This window comes from Agrobacterium tumefaciens, assembly GCF_017726655.1.
Lineage (GTDB): Bacteria > Pseudomonadota > Alphaproteobacteria > Rhizobiales > Rhizobiaceae > Agrobacterium > Agrobacterium tumefaciens_B.
The window spans coordinates 228060-253058 of the sequence record NZ_CP072308.1 but is presented as its reverse complement, the minus strand read 5'-3'; the positions used below and the strand labels follow the sequence as shown (position 1 = coordinate 253058).

The following is a 24999-nucleotide window of genomic DNA, read 5'->3' as shown; positions in this document are numbered from 1 at the left end:
GCTGATACAAGAATTGAAGGGAAATATGCCAGCCGCATTGTAGAATGCGTGCTTTTCCTTTATGGGACCGCTTCAAAGACAAAACGCAACGCCACCAGAATCGGCGTCAACCAAGAGACCTGCTATCATGAACCGTCGCCGCCGTATTTACGAAGGCAAGGCCAAGATCCTTTATGAGGGTCCGGAGCCAGGCACGCTTATCCAGTTCTTCAAGGACGATGCGACCGCCTTCAACAAGAAGAAGCACGAAGTCATCGACGGCAAGGGCGTGCTGAACAACCGCATTTCCGAATATGTGTTCACGCATCTGAACAAGATCGGCATTCCCACCCACTTCATCCGCCGCCTCAACATGCGCGAGCAGTTGATCAAGGAAGTGGAGATGATCCCGCTTGAAGTCGTCGTGCGCAATGTCGCCGCCGGCTCGCTTTCCAAGCGCCTCGGCATTGAGGAAGGTGTGGTGCTGCCGCGCTCGATCATCGAGTTCTATTACAAGTCGGATGAGCTCGAAGACCCGATGGTTTCAGAAGAGCACATCACGGCGTTCGGCTGGGCCAACCCCGCCGAGCTTGACGACATCATGGCGCTTGCCATCCGCGTCAACGACTTCCTCTCCGGCCTTTTCCTCGGCGTCGGCATCCAGCTTGTCGATTTCAAGATCGAGTGCGGGCGGCTGTTCGAAGGCGATATGATGCGCATCATCCTCGCCGATGAGATTTCGCCCGATAGCTGCCGTCTCTGGGACATCGAGACCCAGAAAAAGATGGACAAGGACCTCTTCCGTCGCGACATGGGCGGGCTTGTGGAAGCCTATTCCGAAGTGGCGCGCCGTCTCGGCATCATCAATGAAAACGAACCGATCCGCGGCACCGGCCCTGTTCTGGTGAAGTAATATCGGCTCGTGAAATAATATTGGCCTCGTAGGGTAAATCAGGAGAAGATCAGGTGATCAAGGCACGGGTGACTGTTACGCTGAAGAACGGCGTTCTCGATCCGCAGGGCAAGGCAATCGAAGGCGCGCTTGGCAGCCTCGGTTTTGATGGCGTCGGCCACGTCCGCCAGGGCAAGGTCTTCGATCTGGAACTGGAAGGCGCCGACAAGGCCAAGGCCGAAACCGACCTGAAGGCAATGTGCGAAAAGCTGCTGGCCAATACGGTCATCGAAAACTACGCCATCAGCATTCTCTAAGCTCCAGGAGCCGCCGTCCATGAAATCCGCTGTCGTCCAACTTCCCGGCCTCAACCGCGACCGCGACATGATCGCGGCTCTCACGAAAATCTCCGGTCAGGCGCCTGTCACCATCTGGCAGACGGAAACGGACATTCCCGATGTCGACCTGATCGTCATTCCCGGCGGCTTCTCTTACGGCGATTATCTGCGCTGCGGCGCGATCGCCGCCCGCATGCCTGTCATGCAGGCCATCCGCGAGAAGGCGGAAAAGGGCGTGAAGGTTCTCGGCGTCTGCAACGGCTTCCAGATTCTGGTCGAAGCCGGCATGCTGCCGGGCGCCCTGATGCGCAACGCTTCGCTGAAATTCGTCTGCCGCGAAGTGAAACTCGAAGTCACCAATAACGACACCGATTTCACCCGCGCCTATGACAAGGGCCAGATCCTGCGCTGCCCCGTCGCCCATCACGACGGCAACTATTTCCTCGATGCGGATGAGTTGAAGTCGGTCGAAGGTAACGGCCAGGTCGTGTTCCGTTACGCCGAGGGCACCAATCCCAATGGTTCGCTGAACGACATTGCCGGCGTCATCAACACCAAAGGCAACGTTCTTGGCATGATGCCACACCCGGAAAACCTGATCGAAGCTGCGCACGGCGGCAATGACGGCCGCGGCCTCTTTGCTTCGGCGCTTGGCGTCATCGCAGCCTGACAGACGGGCGGGCCTCAAGCCCGCCTTTTTTGATGCCGGCTGACGGCGTCGTTTTGGCCCTCTCTTCTGGATGACCTGATGTCTTATGCTCTTCGATCGAATGCCCTCAAGGCGACCGGACTGTTTCTGGCCGCAGCGACCCTGGCCGCCTGTCAGCCGAAACCACAGCCGACAAGCTCGGTCTCGCGCGCGGCCCTCCCCACCATGGAGCGGGTCGCGCTCGGCGCCAATGCCTGCTGGTTCAAGTCGGGCGACCCCGCCTTCAAGGCCTATCGTCTGGCGCCGGAACTCAACTCCTTCTCCGGCCGTCCGCGCATTCTGCTCGTGCCACGCAACAGCCCGGAATCCCGCCCCATGCTCGTGGTGCAGGCCGAGGGCAACCCGGCAAAGCTCGACGCCTTCGGTCCCGTCATGAACGAACCCATGTCCAGCCGCATCGCAACCGACGTCAAGCGATGGGCGAACGGCGGCAAGGGCTGCTGATTTCGCATACGCCTACATCAAAGACGTCATCCTCGGTCTTGTGACACGGCTGTCCTGGGAATGACGGGAAGCGGCTGCGGCCCTTGCCGTGTACCGTGATAGCCCATAAAAAAACCCGCCAACGCCGGTTGGGATAGGCGTGGCGGGCTGCCGAATGGCTGATGGCGCCGGGGAAAGAAGGCGCCGCACTCCGACAAAAATCAAAACGATCGTGTTGGCCAGGAAAGAAGCTTGGACTTTGCGGCCTCGCGAGACGCGTCCTCGCGTGAAATGCCGATATCTTCCAGAAGATCGTCAGACAATTCTCGCAATGCGAGCCGTCCCCGCCGTTTCTGTTGCCAGTTCAACATGCCCGCAATCATGCGACCAATGAGCGTGCGGGCGATCTTGGCCGGATACGGCGCCGGTGCGACCATGTCGCCGGCATCGCGAAACACGCGTTCCCGTTCGTAGCCATCAGGATAAAGCGTATCCGCTGTCGAAAGGTATTGATCCATCTTGCGCATATTGCACCTATTGTCTCCGTTCGTTGATCTTCAATCAATGCAGACAATAAATACAATTGACTTTGACACAGATACAATGCATAAATTGTCACCATGACAAATTGGCTTCCCGATATCACCGAGGGCGACGGCCCGATTTATCTGCGCCTTGCCGACAGCATCGAAAGCGCGATTTCCGATGGTACGCTGCAGGCTGGCGCGAAATTGCCACCCCAGCGCAACCTCGCCTACGATCTTGGGGTGACAATCGGAACAATCAGCCGCGCTTATGCGCTGATACACGAACGCGGCCTCGTCAGCGGCGAAGTCGGTCGCGGTACCTATGTCAACGAACGCAAGACGCCGGCACCCTCGTCTTCAATGGAGCAGGTCGCCTCCGCCTTCGGCAGCACCCGTCATGCCATCGAGGCCACCGGCGAATATCGCCTGAACACGACGGCCGCGCCGGATGTCGGCCAGAGCGTGGTGATCGCCCGTCATGTTGAGGCACTGACGCGCGAACATGGTTATGACATCACCAATTACGCCCGCTCCTTCCCGGATAACTGGTGTAAGGCTGGCGCTCGCTGGCTTTCACAAAACGGATGGACGCCGAAGCCGGAAAACATCGTCTCGACGCTGGGCGCCCACGCTGCGGTCATGAGCGTGGTGACGGCCATGACCGCCCCGGGCGACCGCATCGTCTTCGAACAGGTCACCTATTCCCATATCAGCCGCAGCGCCGCCCTTGCCGGAAGGCGGGTGACATTGGTCGATGCGGATGAGAACGGCATCATCCCCGAGGATTTTGAACGGGTCTGCGCGCAGCAGCATCCCAAGATGATCTTCCTGATGTCTGCGGGTCAGAACCCGACCTGCGCCACCCTGCCGGAAGACCGCCGCCGCGCAATCGCCGACATCGCCCGTCGATACGGCGTCTGGATCGTCGAGGACAATCTCTACGGTGCAATGACGCGCGAGGCGATCCCCCTGATCGCTGAGTTCGCACCCGACATCACCTTCGTGGTCGGCGGCCTGTCGAAATCCGTCGCCGCCGGCGTGCGTGGCGGCTGGGTCGCCTGCCCGGCGCAATATTCGTCGCGCATCCGCATCTCCCACTCGATGCTGACGGGCGGCCTGCCCTTCATGCTGGCGGAACTGAATGCACGCCTCGTCAATAGCGGCGACGCCCATGATATTCGCAAGGACTGTCTCGCCGAGATCAACCAGCGGGAAGCGATTGCCTGCGAGGCTTTTGCCGGGCTGGAGTTCAACTCGCTGCCGGATATCGCCTTTCTGTGGCTGAGACTGCCCGAACCCTGGCTTTCCGGTACCTTCCGCAATGCGGCGATGAAAGAAGGGGTGCTGATCGACGACGAGGATGAGTTCAAGGCCGGCCGAACGGACAAGGTTTTCCACCGCGTGCGCGTCAGCCTGTCCGGCCCCTCGAACCAGCAAGAGTTGACCCGTGCCCTTGGCATCCTGCGGCACCTGCTCGACAACGGCTCCGCCGGTTATGAGAGCGTTGCGTGACCCGGCCCGTCGCTGGCAAAAGACCGGACACGGCCGTGGAATAACGGCAAAAACCCATCTTTAGCCAGCAAACAGGCGCATTTTCCTGTCGCACCATTGAGCCTCTTGCGCTAAAGAACCGGAAACTTTCCTCGGCTCGAACCGCGTGAGACCTATGTCTATCTCAAACTCCATCAAGATCACCCCGGAACTCGTTGCATCCCACGGGCTGAAGCCCGACGAATACCAGCGTATCCTCGACCTGATCGGACGGGAGCCCAGCTTCACCGAGCTTGGCATCTTCTCGGCCATGTGGAACGAGCACTGCTCCTACAAGTCGTCCAAGAAGTGGCTGAAGACGCTGCCCACCAAGGGCCCGCGCGTCATTCAGGGCCCCGGCGAAAACGCCGGCGTTGTCGATATCGACGATGGTGACTGCGTTGTCTTCAAGATGGAGAGCCACAACCACCCGTCCTATATCGAGCCCTATCAGGGTGCGGCGACCGGCGTCGGCGGCATTCTGCGCGACGTCTTCACCATGGGTGCACGCCCGATCGCCGCCATGAACGCGCTGCGTTTCGGCGCGCCCGACCATCCGAAGACCCGCCACCTCGTGGCTGGCGTCGTTGCCGGTGTTGGCGGCTACGGCAACTCCTTCGGCGTGCCGACCGTCGGCGGCGAAGTGGAATTCGATCCGCGTTATAACGGCAATATCCTCGTCAACGCCTTCGCCGCCGGTCTTGCCAAGTCAGACGCGATCTTCCTCTCGGAAGCCAAGGGTGTCGGCCTGCCGGTGGTTTATCTCGGCGCAAAGACCGGCCGCGACGGCGTCGGCGGCGCGACCATGGCGTCGGCCGAATTTGACGAATCGATCGAAGAGAAGCGCCCGACCGTTCAGGTCGGCGACCCCTTCACCGAAAAGTGCCTGCTGGAAGCCTGCCTTGAGCTGATGAAAACAGGCGCTGTCATCGCCATTCAGGACATGGGTGCCGCCGGCCTCACCTGCTCGGCCGTGGAAATGGGCGCAAAGGGCGATCTCGGTATCGAACTTGACCTCAATGCCGTGCCTGTGCGCGAAGAACGCATGACGGCTTACGAAATGATGCTGTCCGAAAGCCAGGAGCGCATGCTCATGGTTCTCGAGCCCTCCAAGGAAGAAGTCGCCAAGGCGATCTTCGTGAAATGGGGTCTGGACTTCGCCATCGTCGGCAAGACAACCGACGACCTGCGTTTCCGCGTCATTCACAATGGCGAGGAAGTCGCCAACCTGCCGATCAAGGAACTGGGCGATCAGGCTCCCGAATATGACCGCCCGTGGACACCGGCGAAGGTGCCCGCCCCACTTGCGGAAAACGACGTCCCCGCTGCCGATATCGCCGACGCGCTGGTATCGCTCGTCGGTTCGGCCAACAATTCCTCGCGCCGCTGGGTCTACGAGCAGTATGACACGCTGATCCAGGGCAATTCCCTGCAGCTGCCGGGCGGCGACGCCGGTGTGGTTCGCGTCGAAGGCCATGACAAGAAGGCGCTCGCCTTCTCCTCCGATGTGACCCCGCGTTACGTCGAGGCTGATCCCTTCGAGGGCGGCAAGCAGGCCGTCGCCGAATGCTGGCGCAACATTACCGCAACCGGCGCCCTGCCGCTCGCGGCCACCGACAACCTCAATTTCGGCAATCCGGAAAAGCCCGAAATCATGAGCCAGCTTGTCCATGCCATCAAGGGCATCGGCGAAGCCTGCCGCGTGCTGGAATTCCCGATCGTTTCCGGCAACGTCTCGCTTTACAACGAGACCAACGGTCAGGCGATCCTGCCAACCCCGACCATCGGCGGCGTTGGCCTCCTGAAGGATTGGGGCCGTATGGCGCGCATCCGGTTTGCCGCCGCTGACGAAGCAGTGCTGCTTGTTGGTGCGCCTGCCGGCCTCGGCACCCACATCGCGCAGTCGGTGTACATGCGTGACATTCACGGCCGTACCGATGGCCCGGCGCCGCATGTCGATCTCGACGCTGAAAAGAAGAACGGCGATTTCGTGCGTGGCGTCATCACCGATGGCCTTGCCACCGCCGTTCACGATTGCTCGTCCGGTGGCCTCGCCCTCGCCGTTGCAGAGATGGCGATTGCCTCCGGCATCGGCGCGACTATCGATGCGGTCGAAGGCCACAACCCGGTCCTCACCTTCTATGGCGAAGACCAGGGCCGTTACGTCCTGACCGTGAAGAAGAGTGATCTCGACAAGGTGCTGGCGGCTGCCAAGGTGGCAGGCGTTTCCTGCGCCAACATCGGCGTTACCGGCGGCTCCGCTGTAAAGCTGGGCACGGCGCGCGCCGTCGAGATTAAAGAATTGCACTCGGCCTATGAATCGTGGTTCCCTCAGTTCATGGACGGCGAAACTCTAGTCGCCGCAGAATGAATTAAGGAGAAACACCATGCCCATGAAACCCGGCGACATTGAAGACATGATTAAGGCGGGAATTCCCGGGGCAAAGGTCACGATCCGCGATCTGGCCGGTGATGGCGATCATTACGCGGCGGAAGTCGTGGCAGATGCATTCAAGGGCAAGACCCGCGTGCAACAGCACCAGATGGTCTATGACGCGCTGAAAGGCAATATGGGCGGCGTTCTGCACGCCCTCGCCCTGCAAACCTCGGCGCCGGAATGACGATGCTGTCAATCGCGGTTTTCTGTCCGATCGGCTGAAAGACCTGAGGATTAAAAACAGCCCTCGTGACGCTCTCACGCGGGCCTTTTTCTGTCAGATGTCATCGTTACTTTTAGACGCTCTGCTTTTTCTGCGAGCTGCAGTCGCTGCCTCAATGGTAGTTGCATGGGCCAGCCTCTTACAACAGTCATTTCGGCCCGGAGCCGTAATCCAGCCGACGCGCGTCTGCGCGACGGAGAAACTTGTTTCCGCCAAGGGGACTTGGCACGACGGACAGAGCAAGGGGGAATTCGAATGCCGCGCTCCGCTTTCAAAGACGGAAACACTCTAAAAAACAGGCGGCGTCTGAGAGTCGAGGTCAGCAAAGGATGCGGCAGGCAGGGGGCCCGCCGTCAGCAGGGTAAAGTCGTAACCGGACTTTCGGTCCGGCCCCAGCACATATTGCCGATGCATGCGCAGGAAATTGCGCTTGTTCTTTTTGTACCGCTCCGGCGAAAGCGAATGCTTGAACCGGATCGGCACGATCTTCGGCTGCGGCGCATCGCGGTGCCCCGTCAGCGCGACCGTGTTGCAGCGATAGAGATGGATCGGATCGGTCAGACACTGGATATCAAACCATGTCACCTCCGGGTGACGCGCAATTGCGCCCACGCTCTCCCGCAGCCGCGTGGCGCTGGACAGGAACGCGCATTGCAAAGCCGCGCCACCCAGCGTCGCGAATGACAGCTTGCGGCCATCAAGCGCATCGGGCCTCAGTTCCAGCGCGCGGCCGATGACGGCGAGCGCCAGACTGGCCCCCATGCTGTGCGATACGACCAGAATCTCATCCGATGGCTGCTCGAGCGCCTTCAAGACAAGCCCCGCCCTCGCCTCGATCCAGTTTCGCGCAATCGGTTCATCGCGGCCGACGGCGAGCGCAAAGCGCCAGTCCGCGTAAAGATGCAGGGTGTGAAACCGCTCTGCAAATGGCAGAAAGGCTTTGACGAAAAACAGGGCAGCCGCTGGGATGCTGATTATAAAGAGCCAGAACGGCAAAGCAAAAAGCCAGGGGGAAAGTGCAATGCTCACCGCAAGCGCGGCACCGGTCAGCATCAGCAGAAACGGAAAAATGAAGAACAGGCCAAACCGCCAGGCGTGGCGCAGATAGCGGCCGGCGCCGCCCTCGGCGATAATGCCTGCGCCCGCTTTGAAACCGAGCCAGATCTGCCGCCAGACGGGCGCAGCCCGCAGCTCGGATATGACGTCGTTATGGTCATAGACGAAAATATCGGAGTGCGTCTGCCAGTCACCTGCCGCAGCCCCCACGGTGAACGCCTGCCCCGCAGGCCTGCTTTCAACCGGCCCCACGGTATAATTGACATCCCACGTCTTGCCGGCAAGCGTCGCAGCCCTTTGATACCTCAAATGGTGGGCCGCCGCATCGAGTGGATCGAAACCGGGGAAATAAAGTACGAGGCGTGACTTGACGCGCGGCATGCATAAACCTTCAGGCTCGAGACACCCGAAAGGATCGCTTGATACAGTGGGCGATGCACGTATAGTAAAAAACGCGACGGAAATATGGTTTATTTAATGGCGAGGGAAATTTGTCTGGCATCGTCGATCAATTGCTCAACGGCGTCGTAAAAGGCGCTCTCGCCGAAGTGCTGACCAAGACCGGCATTCGTAAGATGCGCCGCGCGCGCCGGACGAAAAGCACCGGCTCTTCCGCCGGCGGTATCCTCGGCTCCGTACTGGAAGCCGCGATCAAGGCCGCCGTTAAACCGAAGCCAGCCCGCAAACAGGTGAGCAAAAGGCGCACCGCAGCGGCCCGAAGCCGGCAGCGGTACAAATAAAAGCTGCGGGTCGGATTTAGCCTGTCTCGTCATGCGACGGAGACGTATTTTTTATGCTTTCCGGGTGGAAATCGCGCCGCGACATGTTATTTAGAGGCTAACAGAAAGCAGCGGCCTTGAACCGCATGTGAAAGGAATAGGCCTATGAGCGGCATTCACGACATGATCGACAGCGAAGTGAAGAGCAACGATATCGTTCTTTTCATGAAGGGCACCCCGCAGTTTCCGCAATGCGGTTTTTCCGGCCAGGTGGTACAGATCCTCGATTATCTCGGCGTTGAATACAAGGGTATCAACGTGCTGGCCGATGCCGACATCCGTCAGGGCATCAAGGACTATTCCAACTGGCCAACCATCCCGCAGCTCTACGTCAAGGGTGAGTTCGTTGGTGGCTGTGACATCGTGAGAGAGATGTTCCAGTCCGGCGAATTGCAGAGCCACTTCCAAGAACAGGGTATCAGCGTCCGCGGCGCGGCCTGATTTCGGCCGGTTCATCCGGCCCACCCTGATTGTCAGAAATTATGCCAGGCGTTGCTTCATGCAACGCCTTTGCCGTTCTTTTTGGGGCAATCCTGTGACCGAACTTTCACAATCCACCACGTCGCGCGCTGGCTCGATGGGGCGCACGGAATTCATTGCGCTCGCCGCCATGTTGATGGCGCTCAATGCACTCGCCATCGACATCATGCTCCCCGGTCTTCAGCAAATCGGCGCCTCGCTGGGCGTCGAGAACGAGAACCATCGCCAATATGTGATTTCCACCTATCTTCTCGGCTTCGGTATCGCACAGCTTCTTTATGGGCCGATTTCGGACCGTTTCGGTCGGCGCAAGCCGATGCTCGTCGGTCTGGCCATCTATATCATCTCCGCCATTGCCGTGGTCTTCGTGCCGTCATTCGCCGGCCTCCTGTTCCTGCGCTTCATTCAGGGCATTGGCTCGGCGGCAACACGCGTCATCACCATCTCGATCGTGCGTGATATTTACGGCGGCCGGCAGATGGCGGAAGTCATGTCGCTGATCATGATGGTCTTCATGGTCGTTCCGGTCATCGCGCCTGGCACCGGCCAGATCGTGCTCTTCTTCGGCAACTGGCACCTCATCTTCGCCTTCATGGCCGGCATTGCTGCCATCGTAACGACATGGATGTATTTCCGCCTGCCGGAAACGTTGCATCCGGATGATGTCAGGCCCTTCACTGCCCGTTCGGTGCTCGCCGGCTTCAAGATCGTGCTCACCAACCGCATCGCGCTCTGTTACACGCTGTCTAGCACCTTCATCTTCGGTGCGCTGTTCGGCTTCATCAACTCGGCCGAGCAGGTCTATAAGGGCATCTATGGCCTTGGCGCGTGGTTTGCGGCGGCTTTTGCTGGCGTTGCCCTGTTCATGGCCTTCTCGTCCTTCATCAATGCGAAGCTGGTTGGCCGGATAGGCATGCGCAAGCTCTCGCACGGCTCACTGCTCGGCTTCATCGCCATCACCTTCCTGTGGCTGGTGGTGCAAATGATCGGTCCGGAACCGATGCCGTTTGCCATCTTCATCGTGTTCTTTGCGCTTGCCATGTTCCAGTTCGGCTGGATCGGCTCGAACTTCAACTCGCTCGCCATGGAACCGCTTGGCCACGTCGCCGGCACCGCCTCTTCGGTCATCGGCTTCATGGGAACCGTCGGCGGTTCGCTGATCGGCGCCGCTATCGGCCAGGCCTTCGATGGCACGGCCCTGCCGATGGTCGCGGGTTTCTTCATCGTTTCGATCATCGGCCTGATCTTCGTGCTGATCGGCGAAAAGGGTGTGCTGTTTCAGGCGCATAACAAGCCCACGCACTGATGTTACCCAGAAATGACAAAGGGCGCGGAATTCTGTTCCGCGCCCTTTTTATTTGACGGTTCCCGTTATACGCATTCCGTCACTTCGGACCTGATACGGGTCCAGCCAGCCCAAGTCCTTGGGCTGAAAAGAGTCTGTCCCCCGCGCAGACGCGCGGCTACTGGATGCCGGATCTAGTCCGGCATGACGCGAGAAAGCCCTTCCGGCCTGCCCAATCGGCCACCTCACACCGTGAAAATCTTCTCCCGCAACAATTCCCATGTCTGCTGGTCAGGCGCAAGCAACAGCCCGCCATCTAGGTGACGCGGCAGATAGGGCGAACCGTCGAGACGGGCAGCATAGGCGCCCGATTCCTGCGAGATCAACGTGCCGGCCAGGTGGTCCCACGGCATCAGCTTGTTATACATCAGGAAATGCATGTGGCCGCCGCAGAACAGCCGGTATTCGTGCGCCGCACAGCGATAGCTGGTGAAAAGCCGCACATCGGCGAGATTCATCAAGATCTTTCGCCGTGTCTCCACGTCGAAATAGCCGGTATTGGCGATGCCGACCATCTGCGACAATTCCGGCGCCGGCACGACCGACATTTGCGTCTGCGAACCATCGGCACTGCACAGCCATGCGCCGGAGCCCTTTTCGGCAATCGCCCAGTCATTGCCCATGGGGTCGAAGATCAGACCGGCAACGGTCTCACCCTTGGAGATGACGCTCATCATCACGCCAAAGAGCGGCAGGCCGGACGCAAAGTTGTAGGTGCCGTCGATGGGATCGACCACGACAGCCAGATCGGCATCGGCCAGCTTGCCGAGCAGTGAAGCATCCGCCGCCACAGCCTCTTCACCGACGAACAGCGCATCGGGCATGATCTCCTGCACGCGAGCCCGGATCAGCCGCTCGGCGGCCTCGTCGGCTTCGGTCACGAGATCGATCGCCTCGGACTTTATCCTGACATCGCCCTCGCCGAGATTGCGGAACCGGGGCAGGATTTCCACGGCCGCCGCCTCCTGGAGTGCATTGGCAAGAGAGGCTATGTCGAGTTCGATGGCCATGGGCGATATCCTTCCTTCTGAGCGTCAGTCTTATATAGCGACGATTTCCCGTCGCAGCATCTTCCAGCTCTCCTTGTCGGGAGCCGACAGGATGCCGCCGGCGGTGTGGCCGGGCCGATAGGGCGTCGCGTCGAATCGCGCCGTGTAGCCGCCGGCTTCCTGGTGAATGAGAACACCGGCGAGATGATCCCATGGCATCAGCTTTTCGTGGCCGATGAAATGCAGCTTGCCAGCCGAGGCGAGCCAGTATTCATGCGCCGAGCAGTTGAGCGACAATGCCATCTTGATCTTCGCCATATTGGCGGCGATCACCGGCCGGCGATCGGGATGGCTGTGTCCCCACGAGAAAATGCCGACCATATCGGAGAGCGGGGCGGCATCGGCGACCTTCAGCTTCGCCTGCGAGCCGTTCTTTCGGTGAAGATGGGCACCCTCGCCTTTCAGTGCGACGATTGTATCGCCCATGACGGGATCGTGAATGATGCCCGCAACCGTTTCACCTTTCACGGTGACCGCAAGCAACGTGCCAAAGGCGGGAAAACCGGAAGCATAATTGAACGTGCCATCGATTGGGTCGATCACGAAGGCGAGCGGTGCATCGGCAAGGGCGGGAATGACTGATGGGTCAGCCTCATAGGTCTCCTCGCCGACAATATGCGCCTTGGGAAATCGCTGAAGCAGCGCGGCGGTAATCACCTTCTCGGCGAGAATATCGGCCTCGGTGACAAGGTCGACGGCGGATGTCTTTTCGGAGATGGCGCCAGCGCTCAGATTCCTGAAGCGGGGCATGATCTCATCCGTACCGGCTACGGCAACGGTGGAAATGAGGAAATCGATATCTTTATCGGAAAGGGTCATCGCGAAGGGTACTTCTTCATAAGGGAGGGTGGGCCTCCCTAGGCTCTTCAGATGACGCCCCCGTGACAGAAAGCGCCGAAAAATCAAAAAGCTTGGTATCGAGGAGATGCGAAGGGTTCACATGCGCCAGCGCCCGCAGCATCACATCCTTGCGGCCCGGCATACGCCGCTCGATATCCGCCAGCATTTCCTTCATGGCATTGCGCTGAAGCCCGTCCTGTGAGCCGCAAAGGTCGCAGGGAATGATTGGAAACTCCATTGCGGCCGCAAATTTCGCCATGTCTTCTTCGGCGCAATAGGCAAGCGGGCGCATGACCATCAGGTCACCCTCGTCGTTCAAAAGCTTCGCCGGCATGCCCGCCAGACGGCCGCCATGGAAGAAGTTCATGAAGAAGGTTTCGAGAATATCCTCACGGTGATGGCCGAGCAGCAGTGCGTCGCAGCCCTCCTCCCGCGCGATGCGGTAGAGATTGCCGCGCCGCAGCCGCGAACAGAGCGAACAGTAGGTGCCGCCGGAGGGCACCTTCTCCTTCACCACCGAATAGGTGTCACGATATTCGATGCGGTGGGCAACGCCGATCTTCGCCAGATACTCCGGCAGCACGTGTTTGGGGAAATTAGGCTGGCCCTGATCCAGATTGCAGGCAATAAGTTCCACCGGCAAAAGGCCGCGCCATTTAAGATCGAGCAGCAGCGCCAGAAGACCGTAACTGTCCTTGCCGCCGGAAAGGCCGACCAGCCAGCGCGTCTGGCCCTTCAGCATGTCGAAATCTTCAAAGGCTTGGCGCACATTGCGCAGCAGCCGCTTGCGCAGCTTGTTGAACGAGACCGATCGCGGCGCATTGTCGAACAGCGGATGCGAGTTACCAGCTTCTTCAGGCGAGTCCCGATCGGCGCCGATCTGCTCATCCATGTCATCGATCTTGGTGAGAATATTCATCATCCGCTCGCTCCGGCACGACTGCCGTTCTTCATGCAGGCAATGCCCCCATCCGCCAGCAATATCAAGCCCCGAATACGGACCAGCCGGTTTTCGTCGCCAGCAATTCCAGCGCCTGTGACCCGAGCGCCGAATTGCCGACCTTGTTGAGGCCCGGCGACCAGACCGCAATCGAAGCCTTGCCCGGCGCCACGGCCATGATGCCGCCGCCGACGCCGCTCTTGCCCGGCAGGCCGACATGATAGGCGAAATCACCCGATCCGTCATAGTGGCCGCAGGTCAGCATCAGCGCATTGATACGTCGCGCACGACGGTCCGAGACGACCGTGTGCCCGGTGAGCGGGTTACGGCCGCGATTGGCCAGAAACAGGCCAGCCCGGGACAACTGCGCGCAGGTCATGGATAGCGCGCACTGATGGAAATAAACGCCGAGCGTATATTCCACGGGATGATGCAGATTGCCGAAGGAACGCATGAAATTGGCGAGCGCAAAATTGCGGAAACCCGTCGCCTGCTCCGATTTCGCCACCGTATCGTCGATGCTGATCGTATCGTCATCGGCGAGATAACGGACAAAACGCAGAAGCTCGCCGATCGCCTCACGCGGCTGGTGGCCGGAAAGAACGATATCCGTCACCACGATAGCACCGGCGTTGACGAAGGGATTGCGCGGGATTCCGTGCTCGTGCTCCAGTTGGACGATGGAGTTGAACGACGATCCGGACGGTTCGCGCCCCACCCGGTTCCACACCGTCTCACCGGCCTTGCCGAGCGCAAGCGTCAGCATGAAGACCTTGGAAATGCTCTGGATTGAAAACGGTGTCAGCGCATCGCCGGCCGTATAGGTCGTTCCATCGACCGTGGTGATGGCGATGCCGAACTGGTTGGGATCGACTTTGGCGAGTTCGGGAATGTAATCCGCGACCTTCCCCTCACCCAGTCTCGGCAGCATGCTGTCATAGATGGAATCGACGATCGCCTGAATGTCCTGCATGCAAAGCCTTCCCCAGCAAACAAAAAAGCCGCCCCGAAGGGCGGCTTTCTCAATACTGAAACGCGTCGATTAACGCGAGTAGAATTCGACGACCAGATGCGGTTCCATGACGACCGGGTACGGAACGTCGGAAAGCGACGGAACGCGGGCGTAGGTCGCAACCATCTTGTTGTGGTCAACTTCGATGTAGTCGGGAACGTCACGCTCAGCGAGCTGAACGGCTTCCAGAACGGTGACGAGCTGCTTGGACTTCTGACGAACTTCGATAACGTCGCCCGGCTTGCAGCGGTAGGAACCGATGTTGACGCGAACGCCGTTAACCGTGACGTGGCCATGGTTGATGAACTGACGCGAAGCGAAAACGGTCGGAACGAACTTGGCGCGGTAGACGATGGCGTCCAGACGCGACTCGAGCAGGCCGATCAGGTTTTCAGAAGTATCGCCCTTGCGACGGTTTGCTTCGTCGAAGGTGGCGCGGAACTGCTTTTCGCGCAGTTCGCCGTAGTAGCCCTTGAGCTTCTGCTTGGCGCGCAGCTGCGTGCCGAAGTCGCTCATCTTGCCCTTGCGGCGCTGGCCGTGCTGGCCCGGGCCGTATTCGCGGCGGTTAACCGGGGACTTCGGACGGCCCCAGATGTTTTCGCCCATGCGGCGGTCAATTTTATACTTAGCCGATTCGCGCTTGCTCATCGTATTTCCTTCTCAAAAGGTTATGCCGGCCTGTTGCCAGACCGGTTAAGGAAACACGCCCTCCTCTGAAGCCCGTTTCAGGGCCTCTGACAGGCTTCTCACATGCAAATGGAGAAACCACGGGACATGTCGGTGATATTGACCGCCGAACGTCAGTTCTTAAACTGCAGGGCAGTCAACAAAACACACCGGACATCACTGCCCGGCGTTGGGGCGGCTTCTACAGAGCTTTCACGGTTTTGTCAAACAAGGCTTTTCGCTTTTTCTGAGGTCTCCTCTTGAAAAGCGAAAGTGCCCACCCATCTCTCCATCGTGATCAGAACTCGGGCCCCTCTGGCGTGTTACCGGACAACACGTGATGTCGAGTTTGTTAAGGATGGGGCCACGTAGATTTTTGACACACGTTCCCCATCCGTAAAGCCAACCTCGTCCGGCTAAAGGTTGACTGATGGACTTTTTTCTATCGGATTTTCTCGGCACACCCACCTGGATGTGGGCTGTCTTTATTTCTCTCGTCCTTGGCCTGCTCGCGCTCGATCTCGGCGTGCTGCACAAGAACTCCAAGGAAATCGGCGTTCGTGAAAGCCTGCTGATGTCAGGCTTCTATATTGTCATCGGCTTGGCCTTTGGCGGCTGGATCTGGTATCAGTCCGGCCAGCAGTCGGCCATGGAATATGTGACCGGCTTCGTGGTCGAAAAAAGCCTGGCGATGGACAATATCTTCATCATCGCCATGATCTTCTCCTACTTCGCCATTCCCCGACAGTACCAGCACCGCGTGCTGCTCTGGGGCATCCTCGGCGTCATCGTCCTGCGCGGCATCATGATCGCCGGCGGCGCGGCCATTGTCGAAAACTTCCATTGGGTGCTTTATCTCTTCGCGGCCTTCCTCGTTTTCACGGGCCTCAAGATGCTGTTCTCCTCCGATCATGACGAGAACGATATCGGCAATAACCGCATCCTGAAATTCCTTCGCAGCCGCCTGCCGGTAACGGAGAAGCTGCATGGCGAGAAATTCTTCGTCAAGGAAACCGATGAGGCGACCGGAAAACTGAAGACCTTCGTGACGCCGCTCTTTCTGGCGCTCATCATGGTCGAAATCGCCGACCTGATCTTCGCGGTCGATTCGATCCCGGCGATCTTCGCGATCACCACCGATCCGTTTATCGTCTATACCTCGAACATCTTCGCGATCCTTGGCCTGCGCGCCCTCTATTTTGCGCTTGCCGCCCTGATCCATCGCTTCGCCTATCTGAAATATGCGCTGGCTGCGGTTCTGGTCTTCGTGGGTTCGAAGATTTTCGTGGCCGACATGCTCGGCATCGCCAAGATCCCGCCGGCCATTTCGCTCGGCGTCACCGTCGCCATCCTCGCAACCGGCATCATCGGCTCGCTGATTGCGACGCGGAAAGAAGCGAAGGCCATAGAGTAAGGATGAGCAAGGAGGCGGCGATTGTGCCGCCTCAAATTGATGAAGAGCGTCCGTTAAGGACAAGTCTGGCACCAACACACAATACATATGCCGTCACCCCGGACCTGATCCGGGGTCCAGCGCGATCAAGTCCTTGATCGCGTTAGACTCTTCTCCCGGCGCAGACGCGCCGCGGCTGGATGCCGGATCAAGCCCGGCATGACGGAAAGGTTATTCCATGAAGGAACCCTATCAACCTCACTCAGCCGCCAGCCTTGCATTATCCTCAGCCGCATCCGCATCGCCGGGTGCGGTTTTTGCGTCGAGATCGGGAAATGCCACGATCCGCTTGCCTGAGAAATCGGCATGGACCACCACAAGCTCCTTCTCCTCGAAATAACCGAGCAGACGCCGCGCGCGGCGGGCGGAGTGGGTGCCGTAGGCGCGGGCGATCCGGGCATCCGACGGGCAAGGCTCTTCGCCAAGCGCCGCCTTGACCAGCAACAGGAAAACACCCTGCAGGTCATCGGAAACCGAGGTCGAAAGCTCCAGCGCCTTTTGCCAGCCTTCGCTTGCCGCCATCTCCGCATCCACGCCGGAGCGCGCAATCGCCACCTGCCGGCGGAATTCCGCCAGCGTCATCGGCGTTCCGGGAATGCGGCGCATACGGGCGCGCACCAGAAAGTCCTGGTAGAGGACCGCGTCCGTGCGATAGGCCGATTGCGGGTCGTCGAGAATTTCAACGAGAACCGCCGAAATCTTTTCCTCGCGCTCCTCCGGCGTCATTTCCGGCTGGCCTGCGCGCGGCGATTGCTCAGGTGTTGGGCCGACTGCGGCGGGTGTGGAACGGGAGAGCTCTGCGAGAATATCCGTGGTTGGCCGTGGCGAGGGCGGCGTGCGGCGCACGGCAGCGCGCGTGAACTCTTCCGGGTCCGGCGTAAAAATCAGGTCTTCGACGTCCTGCGGCGCATCCGGCAGGGGCATCAGCTTCGGTGAAGAGGACCGGGCCGAGGTTTCCACCGACCCAATGACGATTGGCAGCGGACGGCGCGACAGCGCCGGGCCGAGCGCCACGAAATTGCCGCGCTGAAGATCGCGAAACATTTCCGCCTGCCGCCGATCCATGCCGAGCAGATCGGCCGCGCGCGCCATGTCGATATCAAGGAAAGTGCGGCCCATCAGGAAGTTCGAGGCTTCCGCGGCCACGTTCTTGGCAAGCTTGGCCAATCGCTGCGTGGCGATGACGCCGGCAAGACCACGTTTACGGCCACGGCACATCAGATTGGTCATCGCGCCAAGCGAGGCCTTGCGGGCATCTTCCGTGACTTCACCAGCAACGGAGGGCGCAAACATCTGCGCTTCGTCCACCACCACAAGCACAGGATACCAGAATTCGCGATCGGCATCGAACAGGCCATTGAGGAAAGCGGCGGCCGCGCGCATCTGCTGTTCGATATCAAGCCCTTCCAGCGTCAGCACGCAGGAGACGCGGTGCTGTCGAATGCGGTTGGCAATGCCGGCGAGTTCGGCTTCCGTGCGCTCGCCATCCACCACCACATGACCAAACTTATCGGACAAAGTTACGAAATCACCTTCGGGATCGATGATGACCTGCTGCACCCATGGCGCCGATTGCTCCAACAGCCGGCGCAGAAGATGCGACTTGCCGGAACCGGAATTGCCCTGCACCAGCAGGCGCGTCGCAAGCAATTCTTCGATATCGAGCTTGGCCTGCTGCCCGCCCGATAGGGTTCCCATGTCGATGCCGACCTGCAATGTTCCATTCCTCGTGCTGGATGTCATCCGGCCGATTCCCTGGGGCTCGGCCGAAGATGCTCTTTACCAAAAAATCCGCTCTTGCGTCTCACCCGTGCCGATAATGCACAGGCAATTCACGCTCAGCACTGCGGAGACCCGACCCAGAAGCGTGAAATGCCGATGCGACGACCGAAGACGTTGAGCGCCAGCCCAAGAATGACCAGTGCTGCGCCGATGATTTCGAAAACGGTTATGTGTTCGTCAAAGGCGAAATAGGCGCTGATGAACCCGACCACAGGCACCAGCAGCGAAAACGGCGCGACTGTTCCAGCCGGATACCGCAGCAGCAGATAACTCCAGATACCAGCGCCGACAATCGTCGCGCCATAGGCCATGTAGATCACAACGAACGCCATGGTCGGCGTGGCATTCACCACACCCGCGGCAATCGCTTGAGGTCCCTCCACCACGAGCGACAGCAGGATCAATGGCAGAACGGGCACAAGGCTTGTCCAGGCGACGAAGGAGACAGCATTGACCTGGCCGATGCGGCGATTGACGATGTTTCCGCAGGCCCAGGCAATCGCCGAACCGACGCCCATCAGAAGCGGGACCAGCGCTGCCGCCGTCATGCGCTCCACGCCGATGACCGCCAGCCCGCCAAAAGCGATGATCGCGCCGACAACCTGCGACGGCAATGGTCGTTCGCCGAGGAACACCACGGCAAGCGCCAGCGTGAAGAAGGCCTGCGACTGCATGACGAGCGAAGCAAGCCCCGCAGGCAACCCGAGCTTGATGGCCGGGTAAAGCAGGCCGAACTGCACGAAGCCCATGGCCATGCCGTATACGATCATGTGCCGCCACGGCACATTGGGTTTCCGCAGGAAGAAGACCAGGGGCACCGCCGCAAAGAGGTAGCGCACACCCGTCAGAAACAAAGGCGGCATATCCATGACGCCAATCTTGATGGCGACGAAGTTGAAGCCCCACAAAAACACGGTGATCAGGGCGAGGAATATATGCGGCAATGCCATTTTGTTATGTCCGAATTTCAGGCAATCAAGAGGTGCCTTACGATGCAACCGCCCTCTTCCAGCCGAAGGTAATGAGGCCAGCGCCAACAAGGAGACCGCCCCCCGTGCGGTTGACGATGCGCTGAACCCGCGGCTTGCGGATCGTGTTGCGGGCGGCACTTGCCAGAAGTCCATAAAGGGCCGCATTGACGGTGGCAAGCACAAGGAAGGTCACTTCGAAAATCAACACCTGCGGCCAGAAGGGCAGCGTCGGCACCAGAAACTGCGGCAGGAAGGCGACGAAAAAGACAATGCTCTTCGGGTTAAGCGCCGTGACGATATAGGCGTGCAGGAAGATTTTCAGCGGCCGCTCACGGCCGGTCACCTTGGAACCACCGGCCGCATCACCAACCGGCGACCGCCACAGCTTGATACCGAGATAGATGAGATAGGCCGCTCCGATCCATTTCAGACCGGTAAAAAGCGCCGCCGATGTGGCCAGCAACGCCCCAAGCCCGAGCATCGAGGCGGTCATGGCGGTAAAATCGCCCAGCGCCACCCCTGTCACCGTCGCAGTACTCGCCTTGCGGCCATGGCCCAGCGCATAAGAAATGACCAGCAGGATGGTCGGTCCCGGAATGGCAAGCATGATGGCGGAGGCGGCCACAAAGGCCAGCCAGTTTTCCAGTGGCATGATGAGTCTCCCTTATCCAATCTGTCGAGCAAGCCACGGAAAATGTTTCGCTTCAAGCCGATTTTACAGACCGCGCAGCTCTCTTGTAACAACCCGAAAAACGTCCCTGCAGGATTTTCTTCGCCGTCGTCGGTTAGAATTCGCTACGGCCCCTCCCGCCTGTCTGCACGGGAGAGGCTACCCCGTCAAAACCGCGGCGCCCAGTGAGGGACTTCCCATTCCCGTCGCCGCTTCACCCGCGATGGTTCAAGGCCGATATCTACCAGAAGACGTTCCGGCAGATCGGCGGGATCGGTCGGCGGCGCACGGGGCACCACAGCGGCAATGAGAACCGCTTTGAGGGTTTTCCAGACGCCGAATGTAACGAAGAGGCGGTCGACGGCATCCGGCAGCGCATATGCTACCAATGGTTGATCATTTTGCATGGGAAATCCATCCCGGCGCAGCTAGGCGTCCAGGTCCTTTATCGATGAAAAACGACAGGACGAAACGACGGGCGCGGCAATCATGCCACGCGAACGCGCAGGTCACATGTCAGACGGAGAGAAAATGCCAAACGGCTGGGAAATCAGGCCATAAGCCTTATCGGAGCGCGATGCGGCGCACCACATAACCGCTAAAGACCACGCCGGAAAAGCCAGACAGGCCGTTAAGGCGCATATTCATGTCATTGGTCATTTCACGCCTCCATTTATAGCGGTTACAGACAATGAGCATCTTACACAGGAAATCCGATGCGACAAGAGGCCGCAATCTCGAATTGCAGAAGATCAGAGAAAACGATGCAAAAATGCAACAGAGCCTTTGGCCTGCAAAGTCAGCGCGCGGAAACGCTGAGACCAAATCCCTGCATCAGCCGCCGCGTGGCAAAATCCGGCTTGCCTGACGTGAAGGCGGCAAAGTCGAAACCTTCGGGGTGTTCGGCATCCTGCGGTAGCGGCACCAGATGGCGCGCACGCCGCGCAATCGCCTCGGCAGGATCGAGCCAATCGACCGGCCAGGGGGCCAGGCGGCGAAAAACATTGGCCATGAAGGGATAATGGGTGCAGGCAAGCACGACGATATCCGTGCGCTTGCCATTATCCTCAATGAAACAGGGCTCTATTTCAGCAAGCACGGCGTCGTCAGCGATCGGCTCTCCCCTGATCCAGCTCTCCGCCATGCGCGCCAGATTTTCCGACCCCACAAGACGGACATGACATTGGCTGGCAAAGGACTGGATGAGATCTCGGGTATAGGCGCGCTTGACGGTGCCCGGTGTCGCCAGCACGGAAACGAGACCCGAGCGGGTACGCTCCGCAGCGGGTTTGATCGCGGGCACGGTACCGACAAAGGTCATGTCCGGAAAACGGGCGCGCAAATCCGCGCCAGCCAGCGTAAAGGCGGTGTTGCAGGCGATGATGCAGACTTCCGGGCTATACTCGTCAAGCAGCCTTTCGAACAGCGAGAGAATACGCGCCCTCAGCGCTTCCTCCTCCCAGCCGCCATAGGGAAAACCCGCATCGTCGGCCACGTAGATGAAGCCACGCTCGGGCATCAGCACCCGCGCCTCGCGCAGCACGGTCAGTCCGCCAATGCCGGAATCGAATACCAGCACCGGTTTCAGCACATCGGCCGCCGCCTCATTCGTTTTCAGCATTCTCCCCTGCTCCCTCGGCCGTAGGCCCCGCTGCCCTGCCCGTCTTTTTCGGCCATTGCCGCGGGAAACGGTCGAGCGAATTGATCACGCCGCGGAAAACGCTGATTTCCTGTTCGGAAAAGCCGCGTCTCGACAGCACGGCCCGCAGATTGTCGACCATTTTCGGCTTTTTTTCAGCGGGATGGAAATAACCGCGCGCATCCAGCGCTTCCTCGATGTGTTCGAACAGGCCGAAGACCTGCTCTTTGGTCGAAGGCCGCTGCTCGACGGACTGGAACAGCGTCTCGCCCAGATCGTCCATGCCCGACTTCATCCACTCATAGGACATCAGAAGCACGGCCTGCGCTATGTTCAGCGACGCAAAAGCGGGATTGACCGGGAAGGTCACGATCTCGTCGGCCAGCGCCACCTCCTCATTGGTCAGCCCCCAGCGCTCGCGCCCGAACAGGATGCCGGTTCTTTCCCCGGTCTTGAATTTTTGCCGCAGCGTTTCGGCGGCGGTAACAGGTGCGCGCACCGGTTTGAAACCGTAACGCTCGCGCGCGGTCGTGGCATAGACAAAATTCAGGTCCTTGATCGCCTCTTCCAGCGTTTCGAACACTTTTGTTGCGTCAATGACATGATCGGCCTTGGAAGCTGCGGCCCGCGCCTTCTCGCTCGGCCAGCCATCGCGCGGCTTCACCAGCCGCAATTCGGCTAGACCGAAATTCGCCATAGCCCGCGCCACCATGCCGATATTTTCGCCGAGTTGCGGTTCGACCAGAATGATCGCCGGGCCTTCCGCCACAAGTTCAAGCTCGCTGTTTGTGCCTGCCATCGTCGTTCGTCCGTTTTCTTGAAAGCGTCGCATCAACTTTCACGCCGATACTTTAAAGCGCGCTTCACTGGCACAGATCGGCGATAAAATCAAAGTCGGAACGGGCAAACGGCGACTTTCGACTGAATGAAGGGCTGCAACCTCACAGTCGACGTCATCCTCGGGCTTTTCCCGAGGATCTGCCAACGTAATGATGTCCTTCGACGCGGTGGGATCCTCGGCGCAGGGCCGAGGATGACGTCGAGTGAATGTTGACCCTTCGCCACCGGCCCCAAGGGGATCGGAGCCTGTCCGGACATTCAAACCAGCCAGCAGTGGGACAAGCCCTAGAATAACGGTGGAGATGTTTTCAATTGCACCAATACTCCTATCGCCGACCTCACTCCCCCTTGATGATATTCGCCATCTCCTCGCGCAGCGAATCCCGGCCTTCGTCACCCACCCGGTGGATGTCGCTGATGACAGGACGGCCATCCTCTTCGATGACGTCGAAATGCACCTCGTCCACGGTCGCCTTCATCTCAGCTTCGTCCATACAGGCCCAGAGCTTGAATTTGGCCGTCACATCAGTCACGCCATCCTTGACCGCGCCCGCCGTCACGGACACATCCTGCAGCGGGCAACCATCCTGCGAATTGGTCACGACATCGTAACCGAAGGGATCGCCCTTCTCGCCGCTTTCGGCCTCGTAGGCCGGCTTCTTGGAGGCTTCACGGTATTGCGCGACGAACTCCTTGCTGAAGAGGCTTGTCAGCATGTCCTCGTCGAATATGTATTTCCAGTTTTCCGCATCGCCGGACCAGTTCTTGACGGTGATGTCCATCACTTTCTGGACGGGATCGGCGGGTCCGGCTGCGAGGGCGGCGTGGGAAAAGAGGACGGCGGCAGTGAGAAGCAGAGTTTTCCGCATGGTTTGATCCCGGTAGAGGCCCAGAGACGGGCGAAGCGATTCGCCTGACTGTATTCCGGCATTATGGTTTGGCAATGCGCAAAGCGTTATTGCGCTGCGCCAAAAAAGCGCCCCCCATGGCTTTGCCTCAAGCGCGTGCAATGCTATAGCCGCACCGGATATTTTTCCGACTATTGGCGTCAACAGGCGCCACAGCTTCGAAGGTGAGGAATTCATGGCAAAGATCAAGGTAGCCAATCCGGTCGTCGATCTCGACGGCGACGAAATGACCCGTATCATCTGGCAGCTCATCAAGGACAAGCTGATCCTGCCATACCTCGATCTCGACATCGAATATTACGATCTCTCGGTTGAAAACCGCGATGCCACCAACGACCAGGTCACGGTCGATGCAGCCCACGCCATCAAGAAGCACGGCGTCGGCATCAAGTGCGCCACCATCACCCCGGATGAGCAGCGCGTCGAAGAATTCGGCCTGAAGCAGATGTGGAAGAGCCCGAACGGCACCATCCGCAACATTCTGGGCGGCGTCATCTTCCGCGAGCCGATCATCTGCAAGAACGTTCCGCGCCTCGTTCCGGGCTGGACCAAGCCGATCGTTGTCGGCCGCCACGCTTTCGGTGACCAGTACAAGGCAACCGATTTCAAGTTCCCCGGCAAGGGCAAGCTGACCATCAAGTTCGTCGGTGAAGACGGCCAGGTCATCGAAAAGGACGTTTTCGACGCACCGAGCGCCGGCGTGGCTCTCGCCATGTACAACCTCGACGAATCCATCCGCGAATTCGCCCGCGCCTCCATGAACTATGGCCTGATGCGCAAGTGGCCGGTCTACCTCTCCACGAAGAACACCATCCTCAAGGCCTATGACGGCCGCTTCAAGGATATCTTCGAAGAAGTCTACCAGACCGAGTTCAAGGCGCAGTTCGACGAAATCGGCATCACCTATGAGCACCGCCTGATCGACGACATGGTCGCTTCCGCGCTGAAGTGGTCCGGCGGCTACATCTGGGCCTGCAAGAACTACGACGGCGACGTTCAGTCCGACACGGTTGCGCAGGGCTTCGGCTCGCTCGGCCTGATGACCTCCGTTCTCCTGTCTCCCGATGGCCGCACTGTCGAAGCCGAAGCTGCACACGGCACGGTCACGCGCCATTACCGTCAGCACCAGAAGGGTCAGGAAACCTCGACCAACTCGATCGCCTCGATCTTCGCCTGGACCCGTGGCCTCGCCCACCGCGCCAAGCTGGACGACAATGCGGAACTCGCAAAGTTCGCAGCGACGCTCGAAACCGTCTGCGTCGACACCGTCGAAAGCGGCTACATGACCAAGGACCTCGCGCTCCTCATCGGACCCGACCAGCCCTGGCTCTCCACCACCGCTTTCCTCGACAAAATCGACGAAAACCTCAAGAAGGCGATGGCTGCTTAAGCCGGCTTTTCAAACACATCAAAACCCGGCCTCAGCGCCGGGTTTTTTATTTTGCGCGGCATAGATGAAATAACGGCTCAATAAAGACACCATAAACAACCATATAGCGAACTAATATCGC

At 59.4% G+C, this 24999-nt stretch carries 26 protein-coding genes; 12 read left to right on the top strand and 14 right to left on the bottom strand.

The genetic code is table 11. The annotated features are described in order from the left end of the window. The first annotated feature begins 127 nt into the window (after positions 1–127). The 4 genes from purC (at position 128) to AT6N2_RS01260 (ending at position 2362) form a co-directional block, all read left to right on the top strand. Positions 128–892 carry a phosphoribosylaminoimidazolesuccinocarboxamide synthase gene (gene purC, locus AT6N2_RS01275; RefSeq protein WP_063948719.1) on the top strand — a complete coding sequence of 255 codons (765 nt, stop codon included), beginning with the start codon at positions 128–130 and terminating at the stop codon, positions 890–892. Between the two features lie 53 nt (positions 893–945). Further along, positions 946–1188 carry a phosphoribosylformylglycinamidine synthase subunit PurS gene (purS, locus tag AT6N2_RS01270; protein WP_006314096.1) on the top strand — a complete coding sequence of 81 codons (243 nt, stop codon included), beginning with the start codon at positions 946–948 and terminating at the stop codon, positions 1186–1188. 19 nt (positions 1189–1207) lie between these two features. Continuing rightward, positions 1208–1879 carry a phosphoribosylformylglycinamidine synthase subunit PurQ gene (purQ, locus tag AT6N2_RS01265; RefSeq protein WP_209087800.1) on the top strand — a complete coding sequence of 224 codons (672 nt, stop codon included), beginning with the start codon at positions 1208–1210 and terminating at the stop codon, positions 1877–1879. A 78-nt stretch (positions 1880–1957) separates the two neighbouring features. Next, positions 1958–2362, top strand: coding sequence for a hypothetical protein (locus tag AT6N2_RS01260; protein WP_209087797.1), 405 nt, complete (start codon positions 1958–1960; stop codon positions 2360–2362). A 200-nt stretch (positions 2363–2562) separates the two neighbouring features. Here AT6N2_RS01260 and AT6N2_RS01255 read toward each other — a convergent pair whose 3' ends face one another. Then, a complete protein-coding gene (locus AT6N2_RS01255; protein ID WP_209087795.1) occupies positions 2563–2868 on the bottom strand; it encodes a DUF1127 domain-containing protein in 306 nt (101 codons plus the stop codon). 93 nt (positions 2869–2961) lie between these two features. Here AT6N2_RS01255 and AT6N2_RS01250 point away from each other — a divergent pair, with 93 nt between their 5' ends. From AT6N2_RS01250 to AT6N2_RS01240, 3 genes are all read left to right on the top strand, one after another. Next, the gene (locus AT6N2_RS01250; RefSeq protein WP_209087792.1) at positions 2962–4380 is read left to right on the top strand and encodes a PLP-dependent aminotransferase family protein; all 1419 of its coding nucleotides are present in this window, start codon (positions 2962–2964) and stop codon (positions 4378–4380) included. A gap of 154 nt (positions 4381–4534) precedes the next feature. Continuing rightward, entirely contained in the window at positions 4535–6769 is a 2235-nt protein-coding gene (purL, locus tag AT6N2_RS01245; protein WP_209087789.1) for a phosphoribosylformylglycinamidine synthase subunit PurL, read from the top strand. Between the two features lie 16 nt (positions 6770–6785). Continuing rightward, the gene (locus tag AT6N2_RS01240) at positions 6786–7019 is read left to right on the top strand and encodes a BolA family protein (protein WP_003516012.1); all 234 of its coding nucleotides are present in this window, start codon (positions 6786–6788) and stop codon (positions 7017–7019) included. A 327-nt stretch (positions 7020–7346) separates the two neighbouring features. Here the strand turns inward: AT6N2_RS01240 and AT6N2_RS01235 are convergent, their stop codons facing one another. Further along, a complete protein-coding gene (locus AT6N2_RS01235) occupies positions 7347–8495 on the bottom strand; it encodes a hypothetical protein (protein ID WP_209087786.1) in 1149 nt (382 codons plus the stop codon). Between the two features lie 110 nt (positions 8496–8605). Between AT6N2_RS01235 and AT6N2_RS01230 the strand changes: the two genes are divergently transcribed. From AT6N2_RS01230 to AT6N2_RS01220, 3 genes are all read left to right on the top strand, one after another. Further along, the gene (locus AT6N2_RS01230; protein ID WP_209087783.1) at positions 8606–8854 is read left to right on the top strand and encodes a hypothetical protein; all 249 of its coding nucleotides are present in this window, start codon (positions 8606–8608) and stop codon (positions 8852–8854) included. A gap of 144 nt (positions 8855–8998) precedes the next feature. Continuing rightward, positions 8999–9334: a Grx4 family monothiol glutaredoxin gene (grxD, locus tag AT6N2_RS01225; protein ID WP_209087780.1), complete on the top strand. Its 336-nt coding sequence runs from the start codon at positions 8999–9001 to the stop codon at positions 9332–9334. A gap of 136 nt (positions 9335–9470) precedes the next feature. Next, complete coding sequence (locus tag AT6N2_RS01220) at positions 9471–10679, top strand: multidrug effflux MFS transporter (RefSeq protein WP_063949092.1); 1209 nt, start codon at positions 9471–9473, stop codon at positions 10677–10679. 224 nt (positions 10680–10903) lie between these two features. Here the strand turns inward: AT6N2_RS01220 and AT6N2_RS01215 are convergent, their stop codons facing one another. From AT6N2_RS01215 to rpsD, 5 genes are all read right to left on the bottom strand, one after another. After that, positions 10904–11728, bottom strand: coding sequence for an inositol monophosphatase family protein (locus AT6N2_RS01215; RefSeq protein WP_144573956.1), 825 nt, complete (start codon positions 11726–11728; stop codon positions 10904–10906). Positions 11729–11758: 30 nt separating this feature from the next. Further along, positions 11759–12586 carry an inositol monophosphatase family protein gene (locus tag AT6N2_RS01210; protein ID WP_209087777.1) on the bottom strand — a complete coding sequence of 276 codons (828 nt, stop codon included), beginning with the start codon at positions 12584–12586 and terminating at the stop codon, positions 11759–11761. Between the two features lie 16 nt (positions 12587–12602). Continuing rightward, positions 12603–13526 carry a tRNA 2-thiocytidine(32) synthetase TtcA gene (gene ttcA, locus AT6N2_RS01205; protein WP_425292737.1) on the bottom strand — a complete coding sequence of 308 codons (924 nt, stop codon included), beginning with the start codon at positions 13524–13526 and terminating at the stop codon, positions 12603–12605. Positions 13527–13590: 64 nt separating this feature from the next. Then, positions 13591–14520 carry a glutaminase gene (locus tag AT6N2_RS01200; RefSeq protein WP_209087772.1) on the bottom strand — a complete coding sequence of 310 codons (930 nt, stop codon included), beginning with the start codon at positions 14518–14520 and terminating at the stop codon, positions 13591–13593. A gap of 69 nt (positions 14521–14589) precedes the next feature. Then, on the bottom strand, positions 14590–15207 hold the full coding sequence (rpsD, locus tag AT6N2_RS01195) for a 30S ribosomal protein S4 (RefSeq protein ID WP_004442465.1): 618 nt from the start codon (positions 15205–15207) through the stop codon (positions 14590–14592). A 448-nt stretch (positions 15208–15655) separates the two neighbouring features. Between rpsD and AT6N2_RS01190 the strand changes: the two genes are divergently transcribed. Next, complete coding sequence (locus AT6N2_RS01190; RefSeq protein ID WP_209087769.1) at positions 15656–16639, top strand: TerC family protein; 984 nt, start codon at positions 15656–15658, stop codon at positions 16637–16639. A 237-nt stretch (positions 16640–16876) separates the two neighbouring features. Here AT6N2_RS01190 and AT6N2_RS01185 read toward each other — a convergent pair whose 3' ends face one another. From AT6N2_RS01185 to AT6N2_RS01155, 7 genes are all read right to left on the bottom strand, one after another. Then, on the bottom strand, positions 16877–18421 hold the full coding sequence (locus AT6N2_RS01185) for an ATP-binding protein (RefSeq protein WP_233282457.1): 1545 nt from the start codon (positions 18419–18421) through the stop codon (positions 16877–16879). Between the two features lie 95 nt (positions 18422–18516). Further along, on the bottom strand, positions 18517–19410 hold the full coding sequence (locus tag AT6N2_RS01180; protein WP_209087766.1) for an EamA family transporter: 894 nt from the start codon (positions 19408–19410) through the stop codon (positions 18517–18519). Between the two features lie 37 nt (positions 19411–19447). After that, positions 19448–20083, bottom strand: coding sequence for a LysE family translocator (locus AT6N2_RS01175; RefSeq protein WP_209087763.1), 636 nt, complete (start codon positions 20081–20083; stop codon positions 19448–19450). A gap of 185 nt (positions 20084–20268) precedes the next feature. Beyond that, the gene (locus AT6N2_RS01170; RefSeq protein WP_209087761.1) at positions 20269–20508 is read right to left on the bottom strand and encodes a hypothetical protein; all 240 of its coding nucleotides are present in this window, start codon (positions 20506–20508) and stop codon (positions 20269–20271) included. A 392-nt stretch (positions 20509–20900) separates the two neighbouring features. Beyond that, a complete protein-coding gene (gene murI / locus AT6N2_RS01165; protein WP_209087758.1) occupies positions 20901–21722 on the bottom strand; it encodes a glutamate racemase in 822 nt (273 codons plus the stop codon). Beyond that, the gene (locus tag AT6N2_RS01160; protein ID WP_063949091.1) at positions 21706–22539 is read right to left on the bottom strand and encodes an RNA methyltransferase; all 834 of its coding nucleotides are present in this window, start codon (positions 22537–22539) and stop codon (positions 21706–21708) included. Before AT6N2_RS01160 ends, murI begins: the two co-directional genes overlap by 17 nt. Positions 22540–22918: 379 nt before the next feature. Then, on the bottom strand, positions 22919–23449 hold the full coding sequence (locus tag AT6N2_RS01155) for a hypothetical protein (protein WP_063948676.1): 531 nt from the start codon (positions 23447–23449) through the stop codon (positions 22919–22921). A 214-nt stretch (positions 23450–23663) separates the two neighbouring features. On the opposite strand from AT6N2_RS01155, the gene AT6N2_RS01150 reads away from it, so the two are divergent. Continuing rightward, positions 23664–24878, top strand: coding sequence for an NADP-dependent isocitrate dehydrogenase (locus tag AT6N2_RS01150; protein WP_063948674.1), 1215 nt, complete (start codon positions 23664–23666; stop codon positions 24876–24878). Positions 24879–24999 lie beyond the last annotated feature (121 nt).